The organism is Pseudomonas sp. GM84, from assembly GCF_000282535.1.
GTDB lineage: Bacteria > Pseudomonadota > Gammaproteobacteria > Pseudomonadales > Pseudomonadaceae > Aquipseudomonas.
The window spans coordinates 81,024-107,668 of sequence record NZ_AKJC01000070.1 but is presented as its reverse complement, the minus strand read 5'-3'; the positions used below and the strand labels follow the sequence as shown (position 1 = coordinate 107,668).

The window sequence follows — 26,645 nt, the reverse complement described above, 5'->3', positions numbered from 1 at the left end:
GCCCGCTCCCACAGACCCTGCGCTGTATTCAGTTCAGCAGGGGACCTGTGGGAGCGGGCTTGTCCCGCGAATGGGCTGCGAAGCAGCCCCAACGATCTCAATCCCTGACCTGATCCTTGACCCAGTCCAGCATCCCGCCCGGCACGATCAGTTCATGCCGCGCCCGCGAACACGCGGTATACAACCCCGCCAACATCCGCGCCCGTTCATTGCGGTTGCCCGCCGTAGTCGGCGCAACCATCAATTCCGGCGACACCATCACCCGCGCGAACTCCATGTTCTTCACATCCCGAACCCGCCCTAGGAACAGCTTCGGCGCCTTGTCCCAGCGATAACGGCTCTTGGCCTTGGCAAAGTGCTCAGGGGTATAGCCCTTGCGCAGCATGCCGGCCACGGCAGCAAAGGCCTTGTCGTCGCCCTTGTCCTGCTCCAGCGCCTGCCAGCTGGGATAGCGGAACAACATCGGGTGGCGCGCCCGGGTGCCGTAGCGGTACAGCTCGATGCAGTCCTCGACGAACAGCTCGAAGTCCTTGCGCGCGCTTTTCAGCAGCACGAACGGCACACCCTGGTGAGTCAGGCGCTGGAACCAGCCGAACAGCCCCCATTCGTCGTCGACGATCAGCGCCGTCGGCTGCTCGGGCACCGTCACCGCGTCGAAGAAGCTGACCCGCGTGTAATGCTCGGCACTGCCGCTGAACGCGGCCTGGATGGCGGCCGGGTGAGCCTGGATCAGCGGGTTGAGCACGTTGTCCATGGCCGGCCCTGCGCGCAACGAGTGGTCGATGTAGCGCTGGCGGATGAAGCTGCCGTGGTGCGGGCTCAGGCCATTGAGGTTCTGCAGCTCATCGCCCAGGGCGATGACTGACTGCGGGCTGCGGTCGAGCACGGCGAGCATCGGTGCGGACAGCTCGTGGGCTTCGTCGACGATGACGTGGGTGTAGCGGCTGTCGATCACCTCGGCGGTCAGCGACAACAGCTTGACCCGGTGGTAATCGCGTACCGGCAGCTGGATCTCGCGGGTCGAGGGGCGAATCAACTCTTGCCAGTACAGCCGGGCTTTTTCCAGCAGCACTTCCTGATCCAGCGGCGAGGTCCCCGGGCCGGCCCAGGGCAGGTGATGCAACTGCAGCTGGCTGTCGCCGCTGCGGCAGAAACTGCGCACGGCCTTGATGCACAAGGCCACCACGTCACGCGCGGCCAGCGGCCCGATGTCGGGAATGGCCAGCCATCTCACCACCTGCGCCTCCTGCGGGCGCCATGACAGCTTGGTACGGTACGGGTCGCGCAGGCGCCAGCCGTTGCTGGTGAGGTCACGGTTGAGGATCTCGTCGGCCAGCTGGCCGAAGGTCATCGCCGTGTAGGCGGCGGCGTCCTTGACCCGTGCCTGCAATGCCCGCAGCTGGCCTTCGGTGAGGGCCAGCAGCAAGGTACGCTGCGGATCGAGCAGGCGTGCGAACTGCTCGATCAGGAAGGTCTTGCCGGTGCCGGCGAAGCCCTGCACCGCCACCGACTCGTCAACGCCGGAAAGGAACTCGCGCAGCAGGCGGTTCTGCTGGTCACTGAGCAGCAGGTCGCTGGCCAGCGACGGCAGGTAGACCGGGTGCAGCGGCGTCACGCGCTGGCGGTAGCTGTCGGCGAACTGGAAGCTCCACTGGCCCTCGTCGTCCTGAAACTCGTCGACCGGGTATTCGACCTCTGGCGAAACCAGGCCGACGCCATTCTCGCCCAGCATGCCAAGCCCCATGGCGAAGGCTTCGCGGTCGAAATGCTGCGCCACCTGGCCCTGGAAACGGCCCGGCGCGGCCGCTTCGACTTCGTTGGCAATGCGCACGATTTCGGCGAATCGCCGCTCCTGCGCATCGGCCGACACACTGGCAGGCTGGCGCGGCAGGTTCTGCACGAACAGCACGGCGGCAGCCTCGAACAGGCTGGCGGTGTGGAAGAAATCGGTGGGCTCGCTGGCGAGGCGGTCGGCCTGGTCGCTGGGCAAAGGCAGGTAGAACATCGAAACCTCGGGTGATAACTGCCGCGCACCATAGCAACTTTCGCCTTGGGTCGACAGTCCAGGTGCCTGGCAGGACATTGGGCGGCTTACAGCAACCTCGAACGGTTCTCCCCGCCTCATCTCCCCTGCCCTACATCAGTAACTCCACCCGGGCGATAGCTTGGCCTCTCCAACCATCAGCAACGAGGCCTGTATGAGCGACTCAAGAAAGACAGCCGAGCACATGGGGCAAATAGCAGAATACCCACCCACAAAAACCGGCATGCGCGGCAACCATGAGGGCACCTTCAGCGTCGCCCACCCCATGGGCCGTGGCAAAAAAGAGTTCTTTACCGACAACCTGCGCATTGAAGAGCGCTACGACCTGATTGTCGTCGGTGCCGGTATCAGCGGGCTGTCGGCAGCCTGGTTCCACCTCCAGGCACAACCCGACGCGCAGATCTTGATCCTGGATCTGCATGATGACTTTGGCGGTCATGCCAAACGCAATGAGTTCGAGCATGATGGCCGGACACTGATCACGTATGGCGGTACCGAGTCCTTCCAGTCCCCCACGCATCTGTTCAGCGACGTAGCCAATGGCATGCTGAAGAAGCTGGGCGTCGTTCTTGATCGCTTCCACAGCGCATTCAACCGAGCGCTCTACCCTGCAATGGGATTGTCACGGGGCGTCTTCTTCGACCAGGCGACGTTTGGTGAAAACAGGCTGGTGGCAGGAGACCCCTCGACCCTGGTGGCCGACGATCTTGCCCCGGATCAGTTGAATGCCCGTGATTGGCAAGCGTTCATTGCCGACTTTCCGCTCCCGGAGGAAGACCGAAGCGCGCTGCTCAGGCTTCACCGGGAACCTGAGGACTATCTGGCCGGCAAAAGCCCCGAAGAAAAACAGGCTCACCTGGAAAAGATCAGCTACCTGGCCTTCCTGCGCGACCTAGTCGGCGTGAGCGAACTCGCCAGCCGCTATTTCCTGGCACGCAGCAACGATTTCATGGCATTGAGCATCGATGCAATTTCGGCCTATAGCGCTTACGAATTCGGTTTTCCCGGCTTTGCGGGCATGGCACTGCCAGCCCCGAGCGATGAGGCGAAGGCGGAAATGGAGGAGCCCTACATCTATCACTTCCCGGACGGTGTCGCGTCGCTGGCGCGTTTGCTCGTGCGCGACATGATCCCAGGCATTGCCCAGGGCGGCGGGATGGACGACATCGTAGGTGCCCGGTTCGACTACTCACAACTCGACAGCCCCACCGAGCAAGCGGTCAGGCTGCGCTTGAGCAGCACCGTGGTGAGCGTGACCAATCGCGACGAGGGGGTAGACGTCGGTTACAGCCGCAATGGCAAGCTGCATTGCGTGAACGCCAAACGCTGTGTACTGGCCTGCGACAACGTGATCATCCCTCGGATCCTGCGAGGTCTGGGGCGTGCCCAGTCAGCCGCCCTGCTCAGCAACGTGCGCTTTCCTTTGGTCTACGCCAAGGTCCTCGTTCGTAACTGGCAAAGTTTCGTGAACCTTGGCGTACACGAGATCTACGCCCCCAGCCTGCCCTACAGCCGTGTGAAACTCGCCTATCCCGTAGACCTCGGCGCCCATGAGCATGCGCGCGACCCGCAACAACCGATGGTCCTGCACATGGTTCACGTGCCCTGCAGCCCAGGCAGCGGGCTCGATGGCCGGGCGCAGGCGAAGGCAGGCCGGATGAAGTTGCAGGGCATGCGGCTAGCCATGATGGAGCAGCAGATACGCAGCCAGTTGCAGTGCATGCTGGCGCCCGGAGGTTTCGATCATGAGTCGGACATCATCGACATCACCATCAACCGATGGGCCCATGGCTATGCCTACACGTTCAACAGCCTGTTCGACAATGCCGAGGAAAGTCAGGCGACCCTGACGCTGGCGCGACGAAAGCTAGGCAATGTGGCCATCGCAGGCTCGGACTCGGCGTGGGAACCCTATGCGCATGCGGCAATCGACCAGGCCTGGCGAGCCATCAACGAGCTGCGATGATGCCGCTTTACTCACCGGCTGCGCCTGAGTGTCTCGCTCGGAAACTCCTTGAACAATTGCCTGTAACTCTCTGAAAACCTGCCCAAATGCCAGAACGACCAGCGCATGGCGACTTCCGCCACGGTCATCTCGCCGCCTCGTAGCAGGTCGCGCCGCGCACCGTTCAGCCGGCGCAATCGCAACCATTGCGCCGGTGGCATGCCGGTAAAGGCCTTGAAAGCTTCCTGTAGCTGGCGCAGGGAAACGCCGGCAACCGCCGCCAGTTCCACCAGGTTGAGGGTTTCCTCCGGGCAGTCCGCTGCCCATTCGCTGACCCGCTGCATGATCCCCCGCTCCACCCCGCGCCGTCCCAGGGCTCCGCCCTGTAGCCGCTGGCACGCGTTGTCGAGAATGAACAGGCAGTCTTCCAGCAGTTGCTCGGCCAGCGCCTGGCCCTCCAGCGGGCAATCCGCATCCCCCAGGCGCGTCAGGGTGGCACTGAGCCAACTGCCGAACAGCGCGTTCTGACCGCTGCCCAACGGCACCATGAACAACCCTTCGAGGCGCTGCGGGTCAAGCCCGTGGCGGGCCAGGAAGGCCTGATCGAACACCACCGCCACTTCCTGGTAGTTCTCCGGCGTGATCCAGATATTGCGGCTCTGCTCGTTGAGCAGGTAAAGGCTGTTCTCGCTGCGGTCGAAGCAGAACGCCAGGGCGCCGCTCGGGGCGCGGAAGAACTGCTCGACGCGGGTGTTCAGGCGCTCTTCGTACACCTCCACGCCATCGAGCCCCAGGCAGCGCAACTGGCCGCTGAAGTGGCCCGGCGACATCTGCCGGTACTGTTGCTGCCAACCAGGCGTAGCCCGCACCAGCTCGGTGACATCGGTGGTGTGAAAAGCCTGGACTTGCAAGGCATTGGGCGTATTCACGCTTGGTCCTAGTTGCACTCTTTTGGTGCATTCATTGCCGAATAAAGTGGATAGATCGCCTGTGGGGGCTGCGACCAAGATAGTCGCCAGCACGCCGTGTGGGAAGGTTCCTACACGCAAGTGCCATAAAAACCCAACCAAGAGGTCTGTATGAACGCCCCCTTCGATCAGCTGTCCACCTGGCTGAAAGAGCACCGCATCACCGAAGTCGAATGCGTGATCAGCGACCTGACCGGCATCGCCCGCGGCAAGATCGCGCCGACCGCCAAATTCCTCCACGAGCGCGGAATGCGCCTGCCCGAAAGCGTGCTGCTGCAAACCGTTACCGGCGACTATGTCGACGATGACATCTACTACAGCCTGCTCGACGCCGCCGACATCGACATGGTCTGCCGCCCCGACCCGACGGCGGTGTACCAGATTCCGTGGGCGATCGAGCCGACTGCCATCGTGATCCACGACACCTTCGACAAGCACGGCAACCCCATCGAACTGTCGCCGCGCAACGTGTTGAAGAAAGTCCTCAAGCTGTATGCCGACAAGGGCTGGCAGCCGATAGTCGCGCCCGAGATGGAGTTCTACCTGACCCAGCGTTGCGAAGACCCGGACCTGCCCCTGCAAGTACCGCTGGGCCGCTCGGGCCGCGCCGAAAGCGGGCGCCAGTCGTTCTCCATCGATGCGGCCAACGAATTCGACCCGCTGTTCGAGGACGTCTACGACTGGTGCGAACTGCAAGGCCTGGACCTGGACACGCTGATCCACGAAGACGGCCCGGCGCAGATGGAGATCAACTTCCGCCACGGCGACGCGCTGGACCTGGCCGACCAGATCACGGTGTTCAAGCGCACCATGCGCGAGGCCGCGCTCAAGCACAACGTGGCCGCCACCTTCATGGCCAAGCCGATCACCGACGAGCCCGGCAGTGCCATGCACCTGCACCAGAGCGTGGTCGACATCGCCACTGGCAAGCCGGTGTTCGCCAATGACGATGGCAGCATGAGCGAGTTGTTCCTGCACCACATTGGCGGCCTGCAGAAGTACATCCCCAAGCTGCTGCCGATGTTCGCGCCGAACGTCAACTCGTTCCGCCGCTTCCTGCCGGACACCTCGGCGCCGGTCAACGTCGAATGGGGCGAAGAGAACCGCACCGCCGGGCTGCGTGTGCCCACCTCCAGCCCCGACGCGATGCGGGTGGAGAACCGCCTTCCGGGCGCCGACGCCAACCCGTACCTGGCGATCGCCGCGAGCCTGTTGTGCGGCTACCTGGGCATGGTCGAGAAGCTGGAGCCGAGCGCACCGGTGCAAGGGCGCGCCTATGAGCGACGCAACCTGCGGCTGCCGATCACCATCGAGGATGCCCTGCAGCACATGGAGGACTGCGAGACCGTGCAGCGGTATCTGGGCAAGCAGTTCGTCCAGGGCTATGTGGCGGTCAAGCGTGCCGAGCATGAAAACTTCAAGCGCGTGATCAGTTCCTGGGAGCGTGAGTTCCTGCTGCTCAGCGTGTGATCCATGGGGGGCGCTGTGGGAGCGGGCTTGTCCCGCGAATGGGCCGGCCCAGACTACAGAGGAGTATGGCCAGGGCGTCGCCCTGGTTCGCGGGACAAGCCCGCTCCCACAAGCCCTTTCTAAATCAATCAGCTAAACGCTTTACCTGTGGGAGCCGGCTTGCCGGCGATTGGGCTGCAACGCAGCCCCAAAACACCGAATTCAAATAACAAGACCAACGAGGTGTCGACATGCGTCATCTGCAATCCCTGATACCCGCAGCATTCACCCTGCTGTTCGGCGCCGCCGCGCAGGCCACGCCCACCGTCAGCGTATGTGGTTTTCTAGACACCCAAATTTCTAGTCAAAGGAATTCCTTTATTTTCAATGCATAAGAGCCATTTCTGACTCAACAATTTGACACCTTGACATTGTCTACTATTCTGTGTTGGTCGCAAGCATGAGTGATCAATGCCATGCTAAAACATCGTTTTATAAGCCCTTCGGTAGTTCACTTCGAGTCCCCTGACCGAGACACGATCTGCGGATGGCGTTACGCGGCAGGCCGTATCCCCCAAGGAACCCCGCAACCATTTGTTCGATCGATTATCGCGGCTGTAGAGAAGCTTGGCTCACGGCTAAATAGCAATTCCATTCCTAAGTTAGTAATAGGGATGAATGCCATCCTTGACTCTCTCTCGTTGCACGAAGTGTTTTTGTCAGAAAACATAAACTGGAACGAAGTCCTCTTTATTCATTACTGCGAAACACTAAACGACAAGTCAACTCAGCAAAGAACGAGGCTCCAAGAGTGGGCTGCTTCCGAAAAAATTTATAAAGAGTTGGTGAGAGCTGGGGCTATACCCTCCGACACCTCAATCCCCTCTGGCACTGTTAGAGGCGGATGCTCAGAAGATGCTTTAGCGCCGATCGGATTTGAGAGAAAAATCCTAGAAACGCCAATGACTTTAAGTGATCTGCTGCCCAAAAAATCACTGATTGCAGAAGGTTTAGAGCTTGACGATGAGGAATTTATCGAAAAGCTGAAAAATAGACTTGAGTCAGGAACTCTTACTATTTTCGAACTTTTGAACGACTATTGGGATTCGATGTGCCGCTGCCATCAAACCGGCCAGGATTTAATGCAGAGAGTTCCTGTAGAAGAATTGACTCAGCGAATCAGCAGCGGAGATTTTTTTTATAAGGACATGCACCTTGCCCACCCTGACTCACCTGACGGGATCAGCTGGTTTCTACGCGCCACCCATTACTATGCTTTTGTAACATATAAGCTTGACCTCTTAAACTTCAATTCAATAAGCGGGCTTCCATTCTTCACTAAACTATTTGAGATCCCAGGAATTACCGACCGCATTTTTGAAAAGCTTGTTGATGTTTGCGGCGTAGATGCCCCGCCATTTAAAGCACGAAACAAGCAGCCAACTGAAATGATCTCGCGGCTACTGGGCTTGCTGTCAAAGCGTGACTGCGGAGTTGCCTGTTGCATATTAACCATTGAGAACCCTTCATTCACAGCGGATTCGATCACGAATGCTGACCTTTATAGCCAAAATGGTAAATTTTATGTAAAAGCTCGGACGCTACACCGTCGACTTGTATTTAGTGTCAGTAAGCCAAGAGCACGAAAGCGTAAAATATCACTGCTTTCCTCGGTGAGTGCTAAAGTAATAACGGATATTATAAGGAGCACCTCCGAAATCAGGGCGCGCCAAAAACACTATAACAAGGCTAACTGGAGAAAGCTTTTTTTATTGTCATCTCGAAAAAAGCTCGGCTCTATATCTCGCCTTTCCACCGCCATCGGAGCTGGAAGCGGCATAACTTTGTACAACCTCTTCAAAGACAAGCTTAAGTCTGAAAAAATTGACAAAGGGAGCTTTAACCTGAGCTCCCTTAGAACCACGCAAGCAATAATTTGCTTCTTGACGCACGGTAGTCTCAAAAGAGTTGCAGACCTGTTAAATAACACGATTCAAACCGTCAAGAAAGATTACATACCGATTTGGTTAATTATCTACTGGGGGAATAGAATTCTCCGCAGCCTTCAACAAAAATTCATAGTTGTAGCAACCGAAGGAAGCCCATGGCAGTTGGAGGCCAGTGACTTTCTAGACGCTGCGTCGCTCAGAAAATTTATTGACAAAACTCTCCGCGAATTAAAACACGGCGATGCGTTCAGTGAAATGATACGTGATCGGCTAGGCAAGTACTCCGACAACCCCAAAATGACAGAGCCCTTTATTAACTCCGAGCTTATTATCCCCATGAACAGCCAAGCACTGACCGTGCTCTACGCATACTCAGACGTAGTAAGTGAGAATAAATCCGAAAGCTCTGGGGTAGCATATCAAGATCGGGAAACTATATCTGACCCTCAGATTCGCTCCATTGCGAATCTTATTCGGCAATGTAATTACCTGGCAGATTCAGAGTTGAGCGAGGCTGAATACGCAATCCTGTCCAAGATCTCAGGAGACTCACTCATGCAATTTCAACGCATGCATCTTTTGGCAACAGAAAACGCCAAGGAGCTAAGTCTGATTTTTCGTAAAAGACTTCCAAAAATTGAACAGCGCGAAGGTTGCTAGTCGTGGCCAGTCGCCGAGGGTCGAGAAAGTCTTATCATCCAGAGGAAGCGCTGGAGATACTGCAGCAGCAAGCTAAAGTTCTGAGAGATCGTCGACTCGGAACTCAAGACATCTACTACTCTCCATGGCTTTTGGAAGGCAGTATCGGCAGTGAGACATGGGTCACTTCACTTCCAGGAAGCTCAGAGTCTTATACCCATAGTTTCGATCGTTCGTTGGCTGACAGCTCCAACTTACTGGACAAACACAATGAAATACTACTAACCTCGATCCAGAAATTTGCCATACTCCTGCGAAACGGCGACATAACAAATTCGCACATGACACATAAGAGATGGAACGCAATCTTGCTTTCCGATATCAATCTTGCAAGCTGGGTTACTCTGGAGCGAGAGCGCTTTCAACCAGAGCTTTATGGATTTAAACTAGTAACTGAAGACGACATTCAAGTTTTCTTTAAAGATTTTTCGCAAGGAGGATGGACTGAAGTACTGCAATGCAAGGAACGCATTATCGCCCACTTTTATGACAAAGTAGGCTGCAATATACCGCTGGAAACTCTACTTGCAAGTCGTGACGACTTACCTCACGCATTCGTTGACGATGTGTGCCACTGGCTATCAGATAACAATCTTTACTCATTATATGGCTACAAGCCGACATGTATTTCGAGAACATATCTAAACAGAGAAATAGGCTTACCAGGCACTGCAGGCAACCCACATCTTACAGCCTTCCTGCGTCAATTTGAGCCTTCTCTCGCCGGCTTGCACTTGACTCCATCAGTACATAACGGCATCCCATCTCACAGGGCAAAAAAGTTTTCAAGCAATATTTCTGAAAGCGATAAAAGGCCCAGCGAGAGAACATTCACTGAAACAGTCTGCGCCATATCAGAGCTATTTAAAGCTCATAGCTATCTGCCAGAGACCATCCCAGAAATATATTTAGATCGCAATAAGATCAAAAAGGAGTTTGCTCCTTCCTTCGCTCGAGGAAAGCACACTCCTCTTATCCCGCTGACCATCGGCATGCACGCTCTCAATCAAGCGTGTCGTTGGGTGATAGAATTTGGCCCTGCCATCGTCGAAGCAACCAATTTTTACACCCAGGCTTTCTTAGAAATCCCCAGCAGCGCCACCTCCCGTAGAGACACCATATTCAAGAACACAATTGACTCTTGGGAGTACTACGATACAGGCCTGGCACAACGTTGCCCGCTTACTTCTGCCCTTAACATCACCAGACTCTCACACCAGAGCAAATATATTTCCACCCCACAGGGCACTGACATGATACGCACACTGCAGGCATTTATTGGGGCCTGTATTGTTGTAATAGCAATTCTCAAGCCTATGAGAGACCGCGAGATAACAAAGCTACCTAGGAATTGTCTCGGGCTTTCATCTGCGGGTAGTGAATTGACCCATGAACAGCTAAAAAATGGTGTTTTCGGGATCAATCGCGAAATTACTCGTGCAATCCCTAGTATTGCTGCACGTGCAATACAACTACTCCAAGTTCTGGGCACTCAAACGAAGAAAATTTTTAACGATACTTCACCACATAGTGATGAGCTATTCTATTTTCCGCTCAGAGGTTTCACCAAACCTAATCAAGGTATTCGACACCGCATAGCAGATTGCCTTGACGAATTTTGCAACATGATTGAAATCCCTTTAGATAAAGAAGGGCGGCGATGGTATATCCGCATTCATGAAATGCGCAAATTTTTCATTTTGATTTCTCACAGACATGGAGGAGATCCCCTTAATCAACTACTCCGCCACCAGGCCGGTCACGCAGATCCGAGCTATCTTGAAAGCTACACTGCACCAGACGTTTATGATGACGACTATGTGCGGTACGAATCTGAGTGCATTGACGACAAGATTATTGATCTTGAGTGCGGAAACCTCGAAGGTAGCGAAAACCAAGGTTTGGTCGCTCTCTATCATGCCGCGTGCAAGAGCCTAGGAGTAACAAGCATCTCGTCTGTTCCACTTGATCAAGCTGTTAGGGTACTATCAGAAATGCGCCGGGATGGTAGGTACACCGTTATAACTTATTCCGTCCGTCTCGACACGTTTGATGGTACAATCGAGACAATGGACTTCGCGATCAAATATGGCGAAATCAAAGATGCGAAATTCTACGAAGAATAACGTACAGCATAGGATCCACTGGCTTAACTGCCTGATCTCAAACACGATCAAAGCATCAAAAGCCGAGCTTCCCTTCCTCAGCAGCATAAAAGAATTCTGCAAGCTTTCGATTGAACACCAGTTTTCGCCGATCTCATATAATACGCTGAAAGAAGCTGCTTCAAACCTACCATCAAACAGCAATTTTGTCGCTGGGAATGATGGATGGGAATACCTCAGGAAGTTATTTGAACAGGCCAAGCGCAATTCATTGCCAGCTCAAACCCCAGAAATTAAAAAACAACTACCCCCTTCAGACGAGATACTAGACAGAACCTTGCTAGACTCGCACATTTGCTCAATGGCTTACTTGGAACTTTATAATTTTCTCATCCAACTAGCCAAGCAAGACATACCTGAAAGCGCTCGCAGCCTTATAAATCATCAAATTAAGATTAGCGCCGCTAAATTCAAGGAAATAATATCCCACTCAGATAAATTCTCTTCGCCCAACAAAAAACTTCGAATCGTACAATCCGGAGATCAAAATGAAAATTGAACTCTACAGCGAGTACGATGAGGCCACCCTACCCTCAGCAGTCTCATTTAAAGGAAAGAAAGACTATAGCAGATCCTCTCGCACCATAAAAAATCTAGTACTAATCCGTTGGCCTGATGGCCGACCATGCCATCTAGTTAATCATTGGCTAATGGAAAAAGCTCTCGGAACCCTAGCAACAGAAACCACAAAGGTATATGCCAGCCAGATCACGCATCTAATTAGGTATTGTCATGCCTATAAAGTTGAATTTTTCGATTTCACAGATGACGATTTTTATGCGTTTAGCAATCACCTGGAAACATTAAAGAAGTCGAACAGCAAACACAGCGCGGAGTATATCGGCGGAAACCATGTGCGCGCCGTACAACAAAGAGCACTGCACTTCTTCCTTTGGATTGACAAAAACTACTCCTCACTATCCTCCACCTCATTAATTGGCGAATCCGAAAACTGCCAAATCATCATTGAAAGCCGAGTCAACCCTTACAATGGACGAAAAGAAGTCTGGCATCGGTATTTAAAACCACCAGAACCCCCAAAGGATGACAAAAACGTAATCACAGAAAAAATGATACAAGCGCTGTTCAATGCTATATTTATAGCGCACGATATCGACAACCTTCCTACTAGAGCTAAAACAAAGCAGGTGGCAGATCCAGTACTATTTATGATGCGAAACACTTTCTTATACGAGAGAAGAATCTTCACAATCAAAATCATGAAGCTGACAGGGCTTCGCCCTGAAGAACTAATAGACATCCCACTTGATTTAAACCAGGCAGTCACTACTACACGAATAATTTCGCTACCTACAAAAAAACAAGGAGTGCCCGCACCTATCCGTAAGTTTGAGATATCGACGATGGCTGCTCTTGACTTTCAGCGTTATTTAGATAGCAGAAAAACATTCGTTGATTTCTTGCTCGACAGAAGCTTAATAACGGTCGCTCCAAAATCCATACTGATAGGAGATAATGGTAGAAGCATAAAAAAATCCAGCATCACCAAAGAATTCAGCCGATTATGCATTACAGCAGGATTTTCTGACGTGAGATGCTGCTTGTCGATGTTTAGACATAGATTCATAACGAGAGCAATGCACTTATTATTACTAGAACGATTCACGAAAAATCCAGATCTCCGCACGCACTGGACTCATGGGCTTCGTGAAGACATCTGTAATATCGTAAAAAGGATGACTGGACACCGACAAACGAAGTCTCTTTATGAGTACTTTCACGAAGAGTACAGGTTGCTGATTAGCAATGAGCATTGGGGAGAGCATATGGATACGCTAAACCGGCTCTCTGAAGCACAAGACACCGCGACCGAACTCAAGCACCTTGCTCGACTCAAGGATGATCCGGAAGCATATGCTGAAGCGGAAAAAATCGATACTTTAGTTACCTCATTATACAATAGGCTATTGGGAGGCAAGCCAATCGAGGAAGATGACACATGAATTATCAAGTTTATCAAGCTCGACCAGCACGAGCACAGATTCGTTTCATATCATTTGAGTACTTTTGCTTACCCATGCCCCTCTACGTGCAGCGGCAATGGTGTATACATTGTCACAGTTCATCCTTTCAGCTCTGCTCAGATCAGACATCTGCGCCAACGACCTACTCAGTCTGGTTTTCGATGAAAGGTGTGAATCTCAGCGACATCATTAGGAGCAATGCTGAGATCTGCAGCCCAGGTGATGCCTCAAGAATATCTAACCCCATCTCCGTATACCGTCGATGGTGCAACTCGCATGCTCTCAACGCCGCACTATGCCCGTCAGCAGGCCGTACGCCGGGTTAGCTGCATAGTCCGCTGGATTAGTAGCTCTGAGGACAGTCAACTCGTCAAAATTTTCTTGGGCCTCGGCGGTGCGTCTGGCGATCATCGTCCGGATAATAACTGTGCGGTGCTAGGCCCGTTGTCCCAGTAGAGCTGCTTGGGATCTTCATAGGCCTGTAAATGAGGCCTATCGAAGCTGCCGAGATGCCGGTTCTCATCGAATGGGTATTTTCACTGTCATACTGGTGAAGTACGTTATCCCGGAGGAGGTACGCAGTACCATAATTACTGGTTAAGAGGATGTCTCGATGCTTTTCGTGTGGTGCATGGCCATGTAACTCAGACGTAGTATCGAACGAATGATGAGTGTAAACCATTTTCAGGGTCATGTTCGTGTGACGGCGAGAGCTACTCTGACTAGACAAAAAGGATGACTCCGACCATTCACCACGATTTTCCCAATCCGCCTGGACGACCTCAGAAACCGCTGCTAGTTTATTACTATGACGGTGTAGCCTGCATCGTGCGGTCGGCTCGCATAGGTACAACCTCCATCAGGCAGCATTACCCTCCTTCGTGCACGCATTTCGACAATAGTCAGCGGGCAGCCGACACCCTGACTCTATTGGAGACTTGCCATGCGCGTACCTGTCTTTCCAATTGACCTTGCTCCAAAATCCGGCCTACGGCGCCTTGCAAAGGCCTTGCAAAATAGATGGTGTGGCCCCAAACGGATCACACTGTCTTTTGCTCGAGAAGTCCTTTCCAAAGCCTTAGGTTACCGCAATTATCGCGATCTTCACGAAGCTTCGAAATCACCGCGGCCTGATGCGTCGCCCCTCCGAGTATCTGACGTCCGGCGGGAAATATTCTCAGCTATCGAAGCAACATTGAAACCCGAAGAGTGGCTTGCTACTGACCTTACTACATGGAGGAAACTCGTTACAGGGCTTCCCGTCAATGTTCTCACCGCGTTTCAGTCTTCACTCACGGTTCAGCCGCGTAAACGCCATGTAAGCCCCTCATGGTTCCTCATGGCTGCATTGGCTGAGCATGGCGCCTCCGGCGCCTTCCAGATGATCTCAAACCGACTAGCCGCCATCGCTCGCAGCGTCAGTAATTCGGGCAATCTGAGAGATGCGGCATTGCTATTATTCTTACTGTCTGGCATGCGGCCAGCTGAGATCTTATCTGTCAAAGCCGGTGATGTCATTACTTCAGATACCGGTGGTAGGTCAATCGAAATTAATGTCACTAAAGCTTCTAGCAACTCGACCCGAAGAGTCTCCATCCGATACCCTGATGCCATTCGCCGATATATCCGGACTTCCAGACTTTCACGAGACGATTTTCTTTTTCCTTCAAGCCACCATTCGAATGCTCCTATGACAGCGGACTCTCTCCGGAGAATATGCATGTCATGGGCGCATTATGCGGGCATCAAGCACGAAGATGTTTTACCATCAAAAATCAGAACATCCGTTATGCAAATGGAATTTTTTTACCTGCTCAATAACAGGCTTGACATAAGCGATAAATTAGGATGGCTCACCAAACATACCAGTAGTAACATCTTAAATTCTTACTTTAGATAACCTTCAATATCGATAAGTGGGGTGTCGTCTGCTCCACTTATCATTTTCGGTATTACTACACGGCATTTCCGAAGGCAAGCTAATCGGTTTATGAATTGACAGAGCAATAAAAATCGACCCTGACCTTCCATTTTACGCATCCGCGATCTACGCTTCTTTAGTATAAAGCCACCCACCAGCCAAGGCTAACGCACCGTCATCAAGTCTTCAGCACAATCTTGAGACAACATCATGCCTTCAGAACCACCTGTTTCTACAGAGCTGCGCACGATTTTTGTTATCAATATTTCACGCAGCCTTCCGGAACGGCAGAGACACTTTCATCCTGACGAAACGGAATGGTTTGTCAGCATCCACAGCGCTGAGGGTTTGACCACGCTTTTAGTTTCCTGCGGGATACAACATGCTCTGAAAATAGTTTACCCACATATAGAGCAACTTTCTCCTGCGCCTGATGTGGCGACAGAGAATGTCGGCGGCGTACTTTATTCTCAAGAAAGCCTAGGAGCAACCACTAAAGATAATATGCCAGAGCTAATAACTCACATATTTAATTTAGAGATTTCGAGAACATTAATTGCGAAAAATATAATCGCAGGGGAAGGTACTATTCAAGAATTAACTGAATACAGGCGCTGCGAAAAAGATTTGCAAAGTTTTTGCCAAGACCTCATTGAGGATATTGAATATGAACTCTATGTACGCTTCGAGCGAATGGTTAGCGCCTCCAATGACACTTGCTGAAGCATTGCTTTTTCTCAAGCAATGATAAACACAATCCAACGTAATACTGTTTAAATTGCATTTTGACGTGTAGCCCAGAGTAACGCCACCCACGCTCACTGCCTGCTCTGCCAACCCTGCTGGCACTCGCACATGTCGACCAATGGAATAACGGCTAGTCGATTCCAGTAGGCTTCCCTTTGCGAGTGATACCATTCATCGAAAAAATTTTTCTTATTATCTTGGCTTGTATAAGAAGCCCAACCGTAACAGTTCGAACACAACGTTCGTAACCTGTTGATTAACGATCGGTACAGTTGAAAAACCGGATGAATAAAATACATATATTGACAAACAACCCTGCAATTATTCTGAAGGAAGGATACAGGGTACCCGCCGCATCGCTTGCTTTTCAGGAAGCACCCTCTAGAATTTCTAAATTCCAAAACTCAAAGCCTGTCCTAACTAAATTGAGATCCGTCATTCGCGCCCTTGGCGTGCCCAATTAGCATACTCAGTCGAAGGACTATCGTGATGACTTTACTCGAACAAGCCGAGCCACGTAACTCATACCAGTACGTCGCTGAAGCAAATATTCTTCTTAATGAGCTGGGTGTTTTCAAAAGCACTACAGGCACCTGGGCGTTTACCGACATGAAAACGGCAAGCTCATGTTACATCCATCACTCCCGCGTGCCTGTGGCTGTGGCTGCCTATACAGCTATTGATCCTATCTTCGCCGCAGGTCGCATCCCAAACTACGCACTCGTAGATTTGATTATCAAAATTCCTTGCATGGACGCAGCTGAATGCACCGCGCTGGCTATTATCTGCGGTGCAGAGCCGCCGCTCTTTCCTTCGGCAGCCCAGCGAGGAGAGATTTTTGGAGACACCGCATGGAAAATTGTGAATGACTATGGCTTAGAGAGCTGTTTCACCCATGTCAGGCCCTATGGTGATGAAGGTCGTCACTACACAATGCGACCTCAGGGGTTCGACTATGACCACGATGAGCCTATTCCAGAACTATTGGAGGCCATGCGTAAGGCATACCGATCCATGCGGCCGGTACAGCAGATCATGGTTCTTACCCTGTTGCATCTTTACAGTGGAGAGCGCGACAAAACTTTTCTCATCGGCGGATGCCCCACTAAAATTTCTGCAATAAAGGCTCTTAAAACCCTTCGCCAGGATGGCGAGGCATTGAAGATTTGGGCACACCTTGTAAGTCATTACGCCGGGTGGTGATCTCTACGATCCAGAACGAACAGCTGACGCTGTTGATGAATTCGCGGCTCCCATGCTCTGCAAACTCAGCATAGAAGGCATGCCGACGATGCAGGCGGTCTCTTCGAGCCCGAATGAGCGACAAAGGCTCGGCCATGGAGCAGATACGACTCCACCAGACTCTCCCTGGACGACTTATAAGACCTCTGCTACGTTCTAATGACGGTGTAGCCTGCATCGTGCGGTCGGCTCGCATAGGTACAACCTCCATCAGGCAGCATTGCCCTCCTCCATGCACGCATTTCGACAATAGTCAGCGGGCAGCCGACACCCTGACGCTATTGGAGAGATGCCATGCGCGTTCCTATTTTTCCGACAGATCTTGCCCCAAAATCCGGTCTCAAGCGGCTTGCAAAGGCGTTGATGAGGAGATGGTGTGGCGCTAGTCCAATGTCTCTTTCGTTCGCTCGAGAACTGCTTTCAAAAGGCTTGGGATACCGGGATTATCACGAGCTTTACCAAGCCTCAAAAATGGCAAAGCGAGCAGAGAAGACCCCATCCGTCCTTGCAGTCCGCAAAGGTATTCTTTCAGCGATCCAAGCCACGTTGAACCCAAAGGAATGGCTTGCTCTCGACCATGAAAAGCTAGAGCTAGTCATCGCTACCTTGCCCGTCAACGTACTCACTGCCTTCAAGTCTCCGCTGGCCCCTCGCTCCCAACTGGGACGTGTGGAACAAGTTAAGAGAATATATGGGCATCTGAGCGGTTTCCGAGCGCCAAATACGCCGCTCCTGACTACCGAGCAGCTTTTCCAGATCGGTAGGAGCGTTATCGCTTCGGGCAACTTTAGGGATCAGGCGCTGCTAACATGCCTCATGTCCGGCTTGCGGCCAGCCGAGTTTCTCCCTACGAGAGTCAACCAGGTTCTCGTTTCTGGTTTCGGAGAAACGATGATCAAATTCCACCGGCACAAAACATCAGAGAAAAATCTGGCGAGCGTAGAAATCATCATTGAGCCGGATTCAATCCATCGGCATATCCGTGCGGCTAATCTTTTACAAGATGATTACCTATTTTCTCCTGACGGCAATCCGAAATCTCCAATGACTGCAGAAGATCTGCTGGAGATCTGTGCATCTTGGGCACGTATCGCAGGCATTGAGGCTAACGTGGTCATACCACCGCGTATTCGATCATCCGCTTTACGTTATCAATTCATTGCCCGAACCAAGAAGCAAACTGGTCATTGCACTGAGACATCGACTCTTGCTTATCTGAAATCACATTACATCAACCATCCACAAAACTAGCCCGATCATAAAGCAGTACAAAAGTACCCCTCTCATCTCGGGGTGGCGCTACTCATTGTCACTTAGCATGAGCGCAACAGCTTACCGCTGCTAACCCCTGCTGCATCCCTGTCGCCATCAGACAGCCAGACTGAAGCGAGCCCTGCATTTGCAGGGTTTCGCCTTTTCGGGTTGCGATGGCCATCACTGTTCCTGTTCCAGTCTTCTAAGCGCTCACACATTTCGATGACGATAGCTTCCAGGGGTTTCTTCGCGCTTCTGTTCTAGAAGAATCTCCCAATAACGCCAGTCTGGTATGGCCCATTAGCCAGGCAAACTCGCTTCATTGACCGCAAAGAAGCAAGGGCGCGACCCCGCAACCACCTCCTGGTTTGGGTGCCGTACAATTACCCTACGGCGCGATGACCAAATGTCTCAGTCTCGGACTGTTCGACGTCTGACAACCGTCCCTTTCAAAATTCTACTGTTGATTTTTCTTTTCCAAGAAATCTGGCCAGGTGATAGGTTCCGCTTTTTCATGGTGCTCTTCAAAAACGCGTACTCGTTCTCACCAAACAGGTAGCCATTATCCCAAGCGTACTCGATCAAATCCGCATTAGCATTTGCGCTCGGGTTGAGCGTGATCCGCTTCAAGCCATCAAACAGGTTGCCTGTGTCAATGCCTAGGAAGCGATCAATACACACGTTTCCTACGTAGGTCTTGTTGCCGTTCCTAGTATTCAGGATATAGCAGTGCTCCTTGATTTCTTTCCCGCACGGGCACTGATCAAATTCCTCACTAATCTCCACAGCATCGAGCTTCCACTCAAACCTAGCCTGGTCGAAACTCGAAGCGACTGAGAGATTCAGAATATGCGCCTTCAGACGCTCAAAGTTATGACCTTCCATCCTGACCTCCGAAGTCAAAAATCACAAAAACGCTGAATGTAGGATTACGACTTGGCGAGATGCTGACGTGCCGCGTCCAGCTTTTTGAGGTGATCTCTCAGCGGCTTCGAGTCCAGGTATGTACCCGTCATGATCGAACGGAGACGATCAACCGCCTCGAGAGTTTCGATCCGGTTTGGGTAACAAGGGATGTCGCTCCCGCCGTAGTAGGCATCCGTGTCAAATTCACGGGGCTTTTCCCCCCGATACTCGGCATCCATCCAGTTTTCCAACTCAGCCTGAAGCTCCGACAACTGTGTGCAAGCGGTGAAGGGCATCTTTGTTGCGTACAACCGCTTGAGTATCCAGCCCATTTCGTTATGGTCAGCGATGCTCATTTTTTGCGCCGGCCGCCAGATGGAGCCCCAACCCTCCATGCGGCGGTATTCGATTGCGTTCTTGCTGAAACCGTACGTGGTACCAGGGCGAGGTTTCCGCTTCTTCCCAGACTCAGCTCGCGCAGGACTTACAAACTGGCTGCTGAAGTTCGCTGATTGGAAATCCCAAGCAGTAGCCTCCTTTGCACCAAGGCGTTCGACCGTGACGATCACACGATTCAACAGCTCAGCATTGTGACCCAAGAAGTGCGGCACAGCGCTGCCCGGGTTGTACAAGCCCTCCCAGGCGGGGATTGCCAGCATGAATCCATGCGCGGTAGACCAGGCGTCACGCTTGGTTTGAAATTCCGGTTTGGCGACATGTCCATAGGGCTCGTCGAGCATCAGCCAGGCACCGGTGTCTGCACATATCCAGCGCGAGATGTGGTCTGCGGAAGGCAGCTGTTCTGCATTGTCCATCGCCGAGCGCTGGATCTTGGTGGTTGCCGGCTGGAGCCGCGCTGCTTCCATAAATTGCAGAGAAAGAGCTGCACGAGTCAGCAACTCCCTCGCTCTCTCCAAGCTTTCGGCGGTACTCCTCATTTCCACATGATCCATCGACTCAACGAAGAAACCCTGCAGGTTTTGAGCGTGGTGGCATTGATGCTTCGCCAGGAAATCAGCTATTGGCCTTGGGAGCTTAATCTCCAGAATCTCCAACCCAGCGGTACGCGGCTTGGTCGAAGTATCACGCCAGTAAGCAGAGAGATAAACGCTGTGGAGGACTGGAATTGTGAAGCCAGCATTCAGCGATTTACGTGCATGCTGATAGCCTTCAAAACCCGACTGCTTCGCAGACAGATCTAGAGCGACGTGGCGAGGGATGTCGGGGTTCTGGCTGGTGATACGAGTGGCCGTACGCTTGATACCCTTGAGGGTAGAAGGACGAACGCTTGGAATGGTGCTCATGTTGGTTTCTCCGCCCCTACTGCAACGCCACCCGCCTACGCCGCTACAGGGCCTCGAAATAACATGGCCTTGAGCATGAGAGAACCAACAGGTAGTGCCGTTTCCAGCTTTCAAAGACGGGTGTGATGCGCCTACCCTGCGCACCATAAATCTAGCAAATAGGGGAACGGAAGCGCAAGCCTCTCGGCCCAGCCGGCGTTTCACCGAGCAGTGATAGAGAAACTTGATGGCATGTTCAATCTCTGCACGTTGCCTGGCTTCGATGCCTCAGCCTGCTCAGCCATGTCAGCCGGTCATGAGGAATCCTCTGACTCGTTTTTTGCCTTCGCTCGGTTTACCTCCCAAGGCAAAGCAGGCTGACTGCGGATTTTTTTGAATTGACCCTTGGCAAACATGTAGGTCTGCAGTTCCTTGAAGCGTCGGCTCCTCCCGTACAGCTCATAGGTGATCAGAAATGCTATCAATGGTTTGTTGGCGGTCTGCCAGCGCTTGCGGATCTGTTCGATCGTGACCTTGAGATCGGTAACCCTGCTGTAGCCGATGAAGGTCTGAAACACCGCGGAATCAGTCTTTTTGAGCAGTTTGGTGAACTCATTGATTTCGGTGTGGGCCCGCGTCCACTCCCACTCCACGAACGAAAGCGTGTCCGTGTCGCTATACCGAATCACTGCGTCTGTAAGCCCCCTTGCTCAAACAGGGCTCGAGCTCCAAGCAGTGTGGCCCATTGCCTTACGACCAGGCCAAGATGGATTGTCCAGTCGGTGCGTCCCGCTAGAGCATGCGTCTCAGACACCGGAAAATCCCGGTATCACAGACAATTAAACAATGTGATGAAATCCCGTTCGACTTGCTTCATGTGTTCCCTGACTGACACGGACAACTCAGCATTTTTTCGGCTGATCTCATCCAAAATTGAGTGAATCGGCAGCCACCTAACACGGCGCGTAGTTTGAGCATGAGCCGATTAGAGCTATGGCCCAGATCCTGGTGAATGGCAGGGACGCTCCGCGCCTTGATTTCACCGGCACCAAAAACGACGAAGCCCGCACTAGGCGGGCTTTCGTTCGTCGATTTCAGTTGGGGTTATCAAGCCCCAATGTTAGCTGCAACTGATCCTTCAAATGGGCCACACGATACTCAAAAACGGGCTTCTTGTTGCGCCACTCCAGTAGCCCTCTTCCATGCTCGCTTGCCTCACGCCGACCTTCTTTCAACACCTTGCAAGCTGCGTCGAAACGCTCTTTGATCGATGAGTTATCACGCACAATCCTGTCGATGGTGATGTCGCACCAACGAGCCAGCTTACGATCGATCTCTCTGACAAATTCCACTGCCACCTTCGGATGCAACCAGGTGCCGTCAGCAGTGATCTGAGCAAGCTCCTGGGCATCCTCCACGCCGAGTGCCTGAGCAATATCTGCCAGGTACTCCTGCGTTTCAGGTGATCTCAACCAGCCATCTACGGAGGTCGAGTAAAGTTCCGCAATGTGACTAGCATTCAGCCACCCGCTCATGCTGAACACGATGGTTTTGTTTTGATAATCAATGTGGATCGAGTCTTTCATATCAGGGTTCCGCCATTTTCTATGGACGTGCCTATGCCTCACGAACGAGTGATCGCGATTGAGTAGGCATAGGTACGCTTAGGATCAAAAAATGCCGCAGGAACGCGGCGAGAGGGAAATCCAAGACACAAAAAACCGGCTAAAAAGCCGGCCTCTAAGTCTTGCTGATGCAGCTATTACATCATAGGGTTTATATTGATTTAAGCGCACCTTTTTGGCAAGCCCTTTTTGAGGCCGTTTCCACTCTTAGGTCTTGGTCATCCATCGTAGGCAGGAATGGCAGATGCGAAGGCTCGAACCCAACGAGTCCTTGGTAATCTCAGATTGGTCTTTGTTTGTGGGGCGGCGACAGGTTTTGCAGCTCATCGTTCGGCCACGGTTCGAGCGGATGACGAGATTGGCGGGCTCACAGTTCAGATAGTCGCCATCCTGCATGACCACTTTTTTTCCTAGAATGCGGCCTTTCTGAGCAATCACCTCAGCAAGGGTGAGGGGCTGTTCCTCTGATTCACCTGCATAGGTAATGCTGATTCTGGAGCGATGGCCACGCTCCATGAAGAGCCCTTCCACAATCTGCTCAAGCCAATGTTGATGAGATCCTTCCGCAGCAAATTCCCTTGCAAGGTTTTCCTTTTCGAATGGCTTCAAGCTGCTGAATAGCGCTGCAGGCGACTGCGAACGAATCAGGGACTTCCAACCCACACTGATTTCGATCGTGATACCAAGCCTGTCTTGAGGGGTCTCTCCTGGGGGTAGCGCTAGCCATTGCTTGGGACTTCGGAACCCATCGGAGCTCAGTTGCGATCTCCTATCTAAGTAGATCCAGGTGTTCCCGTAAGAAAAGTACCCGTACAGCATTAGCTCCAACAGACGCGTCGTGGGAGGCGCTAGGTACTCGACGCCGTGGTAAACGCCCTGCCTGCTGAAATGGTATGCATGGTGGGTTCGCCGCTTCGAATCGGTAGGAGTGAGGAACTGGCTCGCGGGCGGGTATTTGAAAATTTTGTCCAGGTGAGCGATGAACTGAGCCTCCGCCTCTACGGAGTCCAAGCGATGCCCCTCAAGCCCGAAGAGCTGCCACCAACGAACCGAAGCATCATGCTCCATGCGCTTCCGCAGCTCAATCGCGATCTGGCGATCTAAGTACTCCTCTTCTTCATTTGAGAGGGATCTGGCGTCCTTGGCCTTGGCACGCAGCCAAGCTCTGCTTTTTTCGTAGTCACTGTAAGACACTGGCACCTGACCTAGCGATGTCATGACGGGTAATGCTGCTGCATTTTGAACGGAGGAGATAGCTCCAGCTTGGCCGCTACGAGTAGCAGGCACGACTACACAGCGTTGCCCTGCCCTGCCAGCTCAGCATAGAAGGCCCAGCGACGGCACAGCCGGACTCATCGAGTCGGAAGCGTCGATGCCTATGACGAAGCGACACACAACCGCATGCCTCAGCTGATGACCGATCCATCGATAGCCATTATGGATCTGAACGCTACTCCGTAAGCCTCAAATCCCAGCCTCGGCCACTTAGACCTGTAGTCGAGAGAATCATGATGGTGCCCGTGAACAACCATTCGTGCCCCCATAGCCTGGGCGAGATCATCGATCTCTGAGTAGCCGTATGGGTGACAGCTGGGGGCCTCATGGCAGACCAAAATGTCCGCCTTCTCCATCGCGAGCGTGAAGTAGTCGTCCGGGTAGATAGCAGAAAGCGCGTGCTGCTTCTTCGTCGCGACGATATCTTCGTGCAAAGGTTTGAGCGCCAAGCGCTCGAGAAAGTCCCCATAATTTTGGATGCCGGTATCAGGGCTTCCAGGAAGCCAAATCTGGGATTCGAAAGTGCCACCGAGCCCTGCTATCCGATGCCCCGCTATCTCAACTACACGACCATGCAGGCTGCGGTCAGCGAAGCTGCTGCCATGCAGATTGTGCCAGTAGCTCCTTTGATCCGTGTCGTGATTGCCATGTATGTACCGGATCTCGGTAAGGCCAAGGATCGGACGCAGGATCGTGTCGAGTGGCAAGCTGCACTCAAGGTCGCCAAGGAAGACCACAGCCTCAGGACGATGAACCTTCACCAGCCTGATGACGTGATCGAAAAGTCCATGTACGTCGCCAAGAAACCAAATCACTCCTAGCCCCTGCTGTAACTCTGTGGTTGATTTGCGGTGAGCTGCCCTTTAAGCGCGTCCCGCCCTCCCCGTGCACCAATCCGTTCCTGGTGCCGACAATCCATCACTGCGCGGCTAGGCCAGCGCTGAGTATCATTTCCTCAGAGACTTCTCGTCGCGTCGGCTCACTCCGTAATAGGATTTGCCGTCCTTTGCCATGCGCCAAGGATCAGAAAATTCACGAGGATGAGGGAGCTCAGAGTCAGGGTCACTCGCAAGCTGCCGGCGTACAGCTGTACGATAACTACAGTGCCATGCTTGCTTGTCGGATCGCTCGCTTGTGGCTGAGGTAATGCCGCGTATCGGAGTTTTGCGTCGGCTTCTGCTCATATTGGGATCACGACTGGTGAAGCACGTTCGTACGTGCTTGCCCTGCTCTGCAGAACATTTGAGTCTAACAGGACTAGAGAGAATCGAATACGACAGTGCCCCTGGACTGGGATGTGAGGAGTCTTCGAGACTTCTTGAGGTGAAATCTGCTTCTCACGCGTCCTCAATCTTACGATGGATGGCGATTAGCTCTGGCATGAATTTCAGGCAATGGGCCGTGAAGAACTCCCGCGATTTGTTGATCCGATATCTGTCGAAAAGGCAATGCAGGGCCTGCTCGAGCTTCGAGTAGTTGGTGGTTTCCAGCTGACTGACGATCGTGAAGCGAAATGGCACTCCCGTCGTGTACAGCTGGGTAATTCGCTTGTCGACTGAACCAGTGGTAATCCCAATCTTGACTATCTCGACCTGGTCAGCCGTGTAGAGCCCTGTGGAGAGCACGTACAGGGTGCCGACATCGGCCTCGAGCTTGGCGAGGTCTTCCCCTTCGATGAAATCGTCCGCCTTAATCTCGACGTCGTTTGCGTCGGACAAAAGCGTCATCAGGTGAGGCTTCCTGCTCTTGTCTGCAGAAATGTCCGAAGCGCTTCTGCAAGCTAGGTAGATACGTGCCAGCACGGCATGATCCAGATCCTTGTAGTTGCCAGCTGCGACGTTTCTCAAATGGCTAGGTGTGCCAACGTGCTGGGGGTATTCCACTTTCACAATGTCTCGGATCTGCTGGGGTGTCAGCCCCTCAGGATTTTGGCGGAGAATCTGGCGAATAACATCTGTGAAGCTGAGTTCGTTCTGCATCATAACCTTAGCGATTTCGAGTGGTTCTTGTCTCACGGCAGCGCCTCGGTACCCTATTCGGAGATCTACTGCGGCTTTGTTTTGCATCCCTAGTGGCTAGGTTTTGTTGGCCCGCCAAGCGCGTGCAGTTGGTAGTCAGTGACTGCCTGAAAGCTGTGTTCAGCTAACAGCCGTAGGCGCTCAAGCTCAGCGCCACTGACACCGCCGGCTTGGGCTTGGTGATACCTCTCCATAGCCTCCACGGCATCCGAATACATCGGATGATCAGGAGGCAATACGCTGCTGAGATCCTTCTCCACCATGTTCACTCCGAGGGTCTGTGTAAGGGGCTTTCGGTGTCGATGACTACGCTCGATTCTTAAAACCGCGACCATCGAGGTGGGCTAGGTACCAGCTCAACGTGTTCGAATACCTACGTCTCAGTTTAATGTACCGACTCACCCAAGCCCCCGGCTTTATGAACCTGGTAGTCGATCACTGTGTGATAGAGATGGTCTGCCTCAACGCGCAGGCGTTCAATCTCAGCTGCAGGTCGCTTGTCCTCCACCGCATCGTTATAGGCTCGAATCGCTTCTAGAGCTTGCCTCAGTAGCGGCTCACCTGCTTCAGCCATACCTAAAAGGGTTCGCTTCAATCCAGACACCTCAGGAATTCTTCCGTTGCCTACAGTCCACGACTGCTGAGACTCGCCGCATCAGCAGCAGCCCCGACGCGAGCAATCGATGGATCAGTACCACAAGCATCACGGTGAAATTGATCTTACGAGTTCGGTGATTTGCCTCCAGTAGCGAAGCAGCAGGTACCCGCTGATTACAACGGCCTCAGGGAACGCGACGTAAGCCACAACGGGGTTCACGAATCTGTCATCGATGCCAAGCACGAGCAACACTCCGAGGCACAGGATGATGCACGGAAACATTACGACAGTGAACACTGTCATAGCCGCGCTCACCACGAATATCAATTCCATGACCGTCCTGAACACCAGGTGTCGCTCCTTAAATTTGTGCTATCGCTTGGAAGCAGATCTGGCCGTTACTGCCTCTACGGGATTTTACAGCGGCAGTAGCCCCTGCGGGGATTGGCGAGCTCGATTGAGCATCAGGGAGGATCGCGCAGAGAAGCGTATTCGAACCGATCCTATGAGCTAAGGATGTGTGCTGACGCGCCAGCCAACGCAGCGGGTGAGTGAGACAGAGCTTCTGCCGC

The 26,645-nt window shown here is 52.9% G+C and carries 22 protein-coding genes; 11 read left to right on the top strand and 11 right to left on the bottom strand.

The window, feature by feature from the left end; all coding sequences use genetic code 11:
- Nucleotides 1–97 precede the first annotated feature (97 nt).
- The gene (locus PMI38_RS04315) at nucleotides 98–2,005 is read right to left on the bottom strand and encodes an AAA family ATPase (protein ID WP_008091123.1); all 1,908 of its coding nucleotides are present in this window, start codon (nucleotides 2,003–2,005) and stop codon (nucleotides 98–100) included.
- A gap of 193 nt (nucleotides 2,006–2,198) precedes the next feature.
- Between PMI38_RS04315 and PMI38_RS04310 the strand changes: the two genes are divergently transcribed.
- Nucleotides 2,199–4,010, top strand: coding sequence for an NAD(P)/FAD-dependent oxidoreductase (locus tag PMI38_RS04310; RefSeq protein WP_008091122.1), 1,812 nt, complete (start codon nucleotides 2,199–2,201; stop codon nucleotides 4,008–4,010).
- An 11-nt stretch (nucleotides 4,011–4,021) separates the two neighbouring features.
- On the opposite strand, the gene PMI38_RS04305 is transcribed toward PMI38_RS04310, so the two are convergent.
- The gene (locus PMI38_RS04305) at nucleotides 4,022–4,918 is read right to left on the bottom strand and encodes a helix-turn-helix domain-containing protein (RefSeq protein ID WP_008091121.1); all 897 of its coding nucleotides are present in this window, start codon (nucleotides 4,916–4,918) and stop codon (nucleotides 4,022–4,024) included.
- A gap of 150 nt (nucleotides 4,919–5,068) precedes the next feature.
- Here PMI38_RS04305 and PMI38_RS04300 point away from each other — a divergent pair, with 150 nt between their 5' ends.
- The 10 genes from PMI38_RS04300 (at nucleotide 5,069) to PMI38_RS27010 (ending at nucleotide 18,365) form a co-directional block, all read left to right on the top strand.
- Nucleotides 5,069–6,427 carry a glutamine synthetase family protein gene (locus tag PMI38_RS04300; RefSeq protein WP_008091118.1) on the top strand — a complete coding sequence of 453 codons (1,359 nt, stop codon included), beginning with the start codon at nucleotides 5,069–5,071 and terminating at the stop codon, nucleotides 6,425–6,427.
- Nucleotides 6,428–6,657: 230 nt separating this feature from the next.
- Complete coding sequence (locus PMI38_RS27040; protein ID WP_008091116.1) at nucleotides 6,658–6,801, top strand: hypothetical protein; 144 nt, start codon at nucleotides 6,658–6,660, stop codon at nucleotides 6,799–6,801.
- Nucleotides 6,802–6,882: 81 nt separating this feature from the next.
- Nucleotides 6,883–9,015 (top strand): hypothetical protein, encoded by a 2,133-nt coding sequence (locus PMI38_RS27035; RefSeq protein ID WP_008091114.1) that lies wholly within the window; start codon nucleotides 6,883–6,885, stop codon nucleotides 9,013–9,015.
- A gap of 347 nt (nucleotides 9,016–9,362) precedes the next feature.
- Nucleotides 9,363–11,180 (top strand): hypothetical protein, encoded by a 1,818-nt coding sequence (locus PMI38_RS27030; RefSeq protein ID WP_157214847.1) that lies wholly within the window; start codon nucleotides 9,363–9,365, stop codon nucleotides 11,178–11,180.
- Nucleotides 11,158–11,718 carry a hypothetical protein gene (locus tag PMI38_RS27025; RefSeq protein ID WP_162130458.1) on the top strand — a complete coding sequence of 187 codons (561 nt, stop codon included), beginning with the start codon at nucleotides 11,158–11,160 and terminating at the stop codon, nucleotides 11,716–11,718. The genes PMI38_RS27030 and PMI38_RS27025 overlap by 23 nt, the downstream gene beginning before the upstream one ends.
- Nucleotides 11,708–13,183, top strand: coding sequence for a site-specific integrase (locus PMI38_RS27020; RefSeq protein ID WP_008091111.1), 1,476 nt, complete (start codon nucleotides 11,708–11,710; stop codon nucleotides 13,181–13,183). The genes PMI38_RS27025 and PMI38_RS27020 overlap by 11 nt, the downstream gene beginning before the upstream one ends.
- A gap of 964 nt (nucleotides 13,184–14,147) precedes the next feature.
- Nucleotides 14,148–15,104 (top strand): site-specific integrase, encoded by a 957-nt coding sequence (locus PMI38_RS26385; RefSeq protein ID WP_008091109.1) that lies wholly within the window; start codon nucleotides 14,148–14,150, stop codon nucleotides 15,102–15,104.
- Between the two features lie 231 nt (nucleotides 15,105–15,335).
- Nucleotides 15,336–15,848, top strand: coding sequence for a hypothetical protein (locus PMI38_RS27015; protein WP_157214845.1), 513 nt, complete (start codon nucleotides 15,336–15,338; stop codon nucleotides 15,846–15,848).
- A 513-nt stretch (nucleotides 15,849–16,361) separates the two neighbouring features.
- On the top strand, nucleotides 16,362–17,075 hold the full coding sequence (locus PMI38_RS04280) for a hypothetical protein (RefSeq protein WP_008091108.1): 714 nt from the start codon (nucleotides 16,362–16,364) through the stop codon (nucleotides 17,073–17,075).
- Between the two features lie 333 nt (nucleotides 17,076–17,408).
- On the top strand, nucleotides 17,409–18,365 hold the full coding sequence (locus PMI38_RS27010; RefSeq protein ID WP_008091107.1) for a hypothetical protein: 957 nt from the start codon (nucleotides 17,409–17,411) through the stop codon (nucleotides 18,363–18,365).
- Nucleotides 18,366–18,779: 414 nt separating this feature from the next.
- Here the strand turns inward: PMI38_RS27010 and PMI38_RS04275 are convergent, their stop codons facing one another.
- The 9 genes from PMI38_RS04275 to PMI38_RS04235 all read right to left on the bottom strand — a co-directional run bounded on the left by PMI38_RS04275 (nucleotide 18,780) and on the right by PMI38_RS04235 (nucleotide 26,070).
- Nucleotides 18,780–19,253 carry a hypothetical protein gene (locus tag PMI38_RS04275; RefSeq protein ID WP_008091106.1) on the bottom strand — a complete coding sequence of 158 codons (474 nt, stop codon included), beginning with the start codon at nucleotides 19,251–19,253 and terminating at the stop codon, nucleotides 18,780–18,782.
- A 44-nt stretch (nucleotides 19,254–19,297) separates the two neighbouring features.
- Nucleotides 19,298–20,578, bottom strand: coding sequence for a DUF5623 domain-containing protein (locus PMI38_RS04270; protein WP_008091105.1), 1,281 nt, complete (start codon nucleotides 20,576–20,578; stop codon nucleotides 19,298–19,300).
- A gap of 293 nt (nucleotides 20,579–20,871) precedes the next feature.
- Nucleotides 20,872–21,210, bottom strand: coding sequence for a hypothetical protein (locus tag PMI38_RS27460; protein ID WP_238540163.1), 339 nt, complete (start codon nucleotides 21,208–21,210; stop codon nucleotides 20,872–20,874).
- Between the two features lie 441 nt (nucleotides 21,211–21,651).
- Complete coding sequence (locus PMI38_RS04260; RefSeq protein WP_008091103.1) at nucleotides 21,652–22,143, bottom strand: KilA-N domain-containing protein; 492 nt, start codon at nucleotides 22,141–22,143, stop codon at nucleotides 21,652–21,654.
- A gap of 246 nt (nucleotides 22,144–22,389) precedes the next feature.
- On the bottom strand, nucleotides 22,390–23,376 hold the full coding sequence (locus PMI38_RS04255; protein WP_162130457.1) for a hypothetical protein: 987 nt from the start codon (nucleotides 23,374–23,376) through the stop codon (nucleotides 22,390–22,392).
- 212 nt (nucleotides 23,377–23,588) lie between these two features.
- Complete coding sequence (locus PMI38_RS04250) at nucleotides 23,589–24,218, bottom strand: metallophosphoesterase family protein (protein WP_238540165.1); 630 nt, start codon at nucleotides 24,216–24,218, stop codon at nucleotides 23,589–23,591.
- A 576-nt stretch (nucleotides 24,219–24,794) separates the two neighbouring features.
- Entirely contained in the window at nucleotides 24,795–25,436 is a 642-nt protein-coding gene (locus PMI38_RS27455; RefSeq protein WP_008091100.1) for a GIY-YIG nuclease family protein, read from the bottom strand.
- Between the two features lie 89 nt (nucleotides 25,437–25,525).
- Nucleotides 25,526–25,738, bottom strand: a complete 213-nt coding sequence (locus PMI38_RS27450; protein WP_008091099.1) for a hypothetical protein — start codon at nucleotides 25,736–25,738, stop codon at nucleotides 25,526–25,528.
- Between the two features lie 122 nt (nucleotides 25,739–25,860).
- On the bottom strand, nucleotides 25,861–26,070 hold the full coding sequence (locus tag PMI38_RS04235; protein WP_043272987.1) for a hypothetical protein: 210 nt from the start codon (nucleotides 26,068–26,070) through the stop codon (nucleotides 25,861–25,863).
- Nucleotides 26,071–26,645 lie beyond the last annotated feature (575 nt).

What these genes read in the sequence shown, in the direction of transcription:
- PMI38_RS27455 (WP_008091100.1), bottom strand. Translation starts at nt 25,436, where the DNA reads ATGCAGAACGAACTCAGCTTCACAGATGTTATTCGCCAGATTCTCCGC.
- PMI38_RS27020 (WP_008091111.1), top strand. Translation starts at nt 11,708, where the DNA reads ATGAAAATTGAACTCTACAGCGAGTACGATGAGGCCACCCTACCCTCA.
- PMI38_RS04315 (WP_008091123.1), bottom strand. Translation starts at nt 2,005, where the DNA reads ATGTTCTACCTGCCTTTGCCCAGCGACCAGGCCGACCGCCTCGCCAGC.
- PMI38_RS27450 (WP_008091099.1), bottom strand. Translation starts at nt 25,738, where the DNA reads ATGGTGGAGAAGGATCTCAGCAGCGTATTGCCTCCTGATCATCCGATG.
- PMI38_RS04310 (WP_008091122.1), top strand. Translation starts at nt 2,199, where the DNA reads ATGAGCGACTCAAGAAAGACAGCCGAGCACATGGGGCAAATAGCAGAA.
- PMI38_RS27025 (WP_162130458.1), top strand. Translation starts at nt 11,158, where the DNA reads ATGCGAAATTCTACGAAGAATAACGTACAGCATAGGATCCACTGGCTT.
- PMI38_RS04275 (WP_008091106.1), bottom strand. Translation starts at nt 19,253, where the DNA reads ATGGAAGGTCATAACTTTGAGCGTCTGAAGGCGCATATTCTGAATCTC.
- PMI38_RS27035 (WP_008091114.1), top strand. Translation starts at nt 6,883, where the DNA reads ATGCTAAAACATCGTTTTATAAGCCCTTCGGTAGTTCACTTCGAGTCC.
- PMI38_RS27040 (WP_008091116.1), top strand. Translation starts at nt 6,658, where the DNA reads ATGCGTCATCTGCAATCCCTGATACCCGCAGCATTCACCCTGCTGTTC.
- PMI38_RS26385 (WP_008091109.1), top strand. Translation starts at nt 14,148, where the DNA reads ATGCGCGTACCTGTCTTTCCAATTGACCTTGCTCCAAAATCCGGCCTA.
- PMI38_RS27010 (WP_008091107.1), top strand. Translation starts at nt 17,409, where the DNA reads ATGCGCGTTCCTATTTTTCCGACAGATCTTGCCCCAAAATCCGGTCTC.
- PMI38_RS04260 (WP_008091103.1), bottom strand. Translation starts at nt 22,143, where the DNA reads ATGAAAGACTCGATCCACATTGATTATCAAAACAAAACCATCGTGTTC.
- PMI38_RS04270 (WP_008091105.1), bottom strand. Translation starts at nt 20,578, where the DNA reads ATGAGCACCATTCCAAGCGTTCGTCCTTCTACCCTCAAGGGTATCAAG.
- PMI38_RS04280 (WP_008091108.1), top strand. Translation starts at nt 16,362, where the DNA reads ATGACTTTACTCGAACAAGCCGAGCCACGTAACTCATACCAGTACGTC.
- PMI38_RS04300 (WP_008091118.1), top strand. Translation starts at nt 5,069, where the DNA reads ATGAACGCCCCCTTCGATCAGCTGTCCACCTGGCTGAAAGAGCACCGC.
- PMI38_RS27015 (WP_157214845.1), top strand. Translation starts at nt 15,336, where the DNA reads ATGCCTTCAGAACCACCTGTTTCTACAGAGCTGCGCACGATTTTTGTT.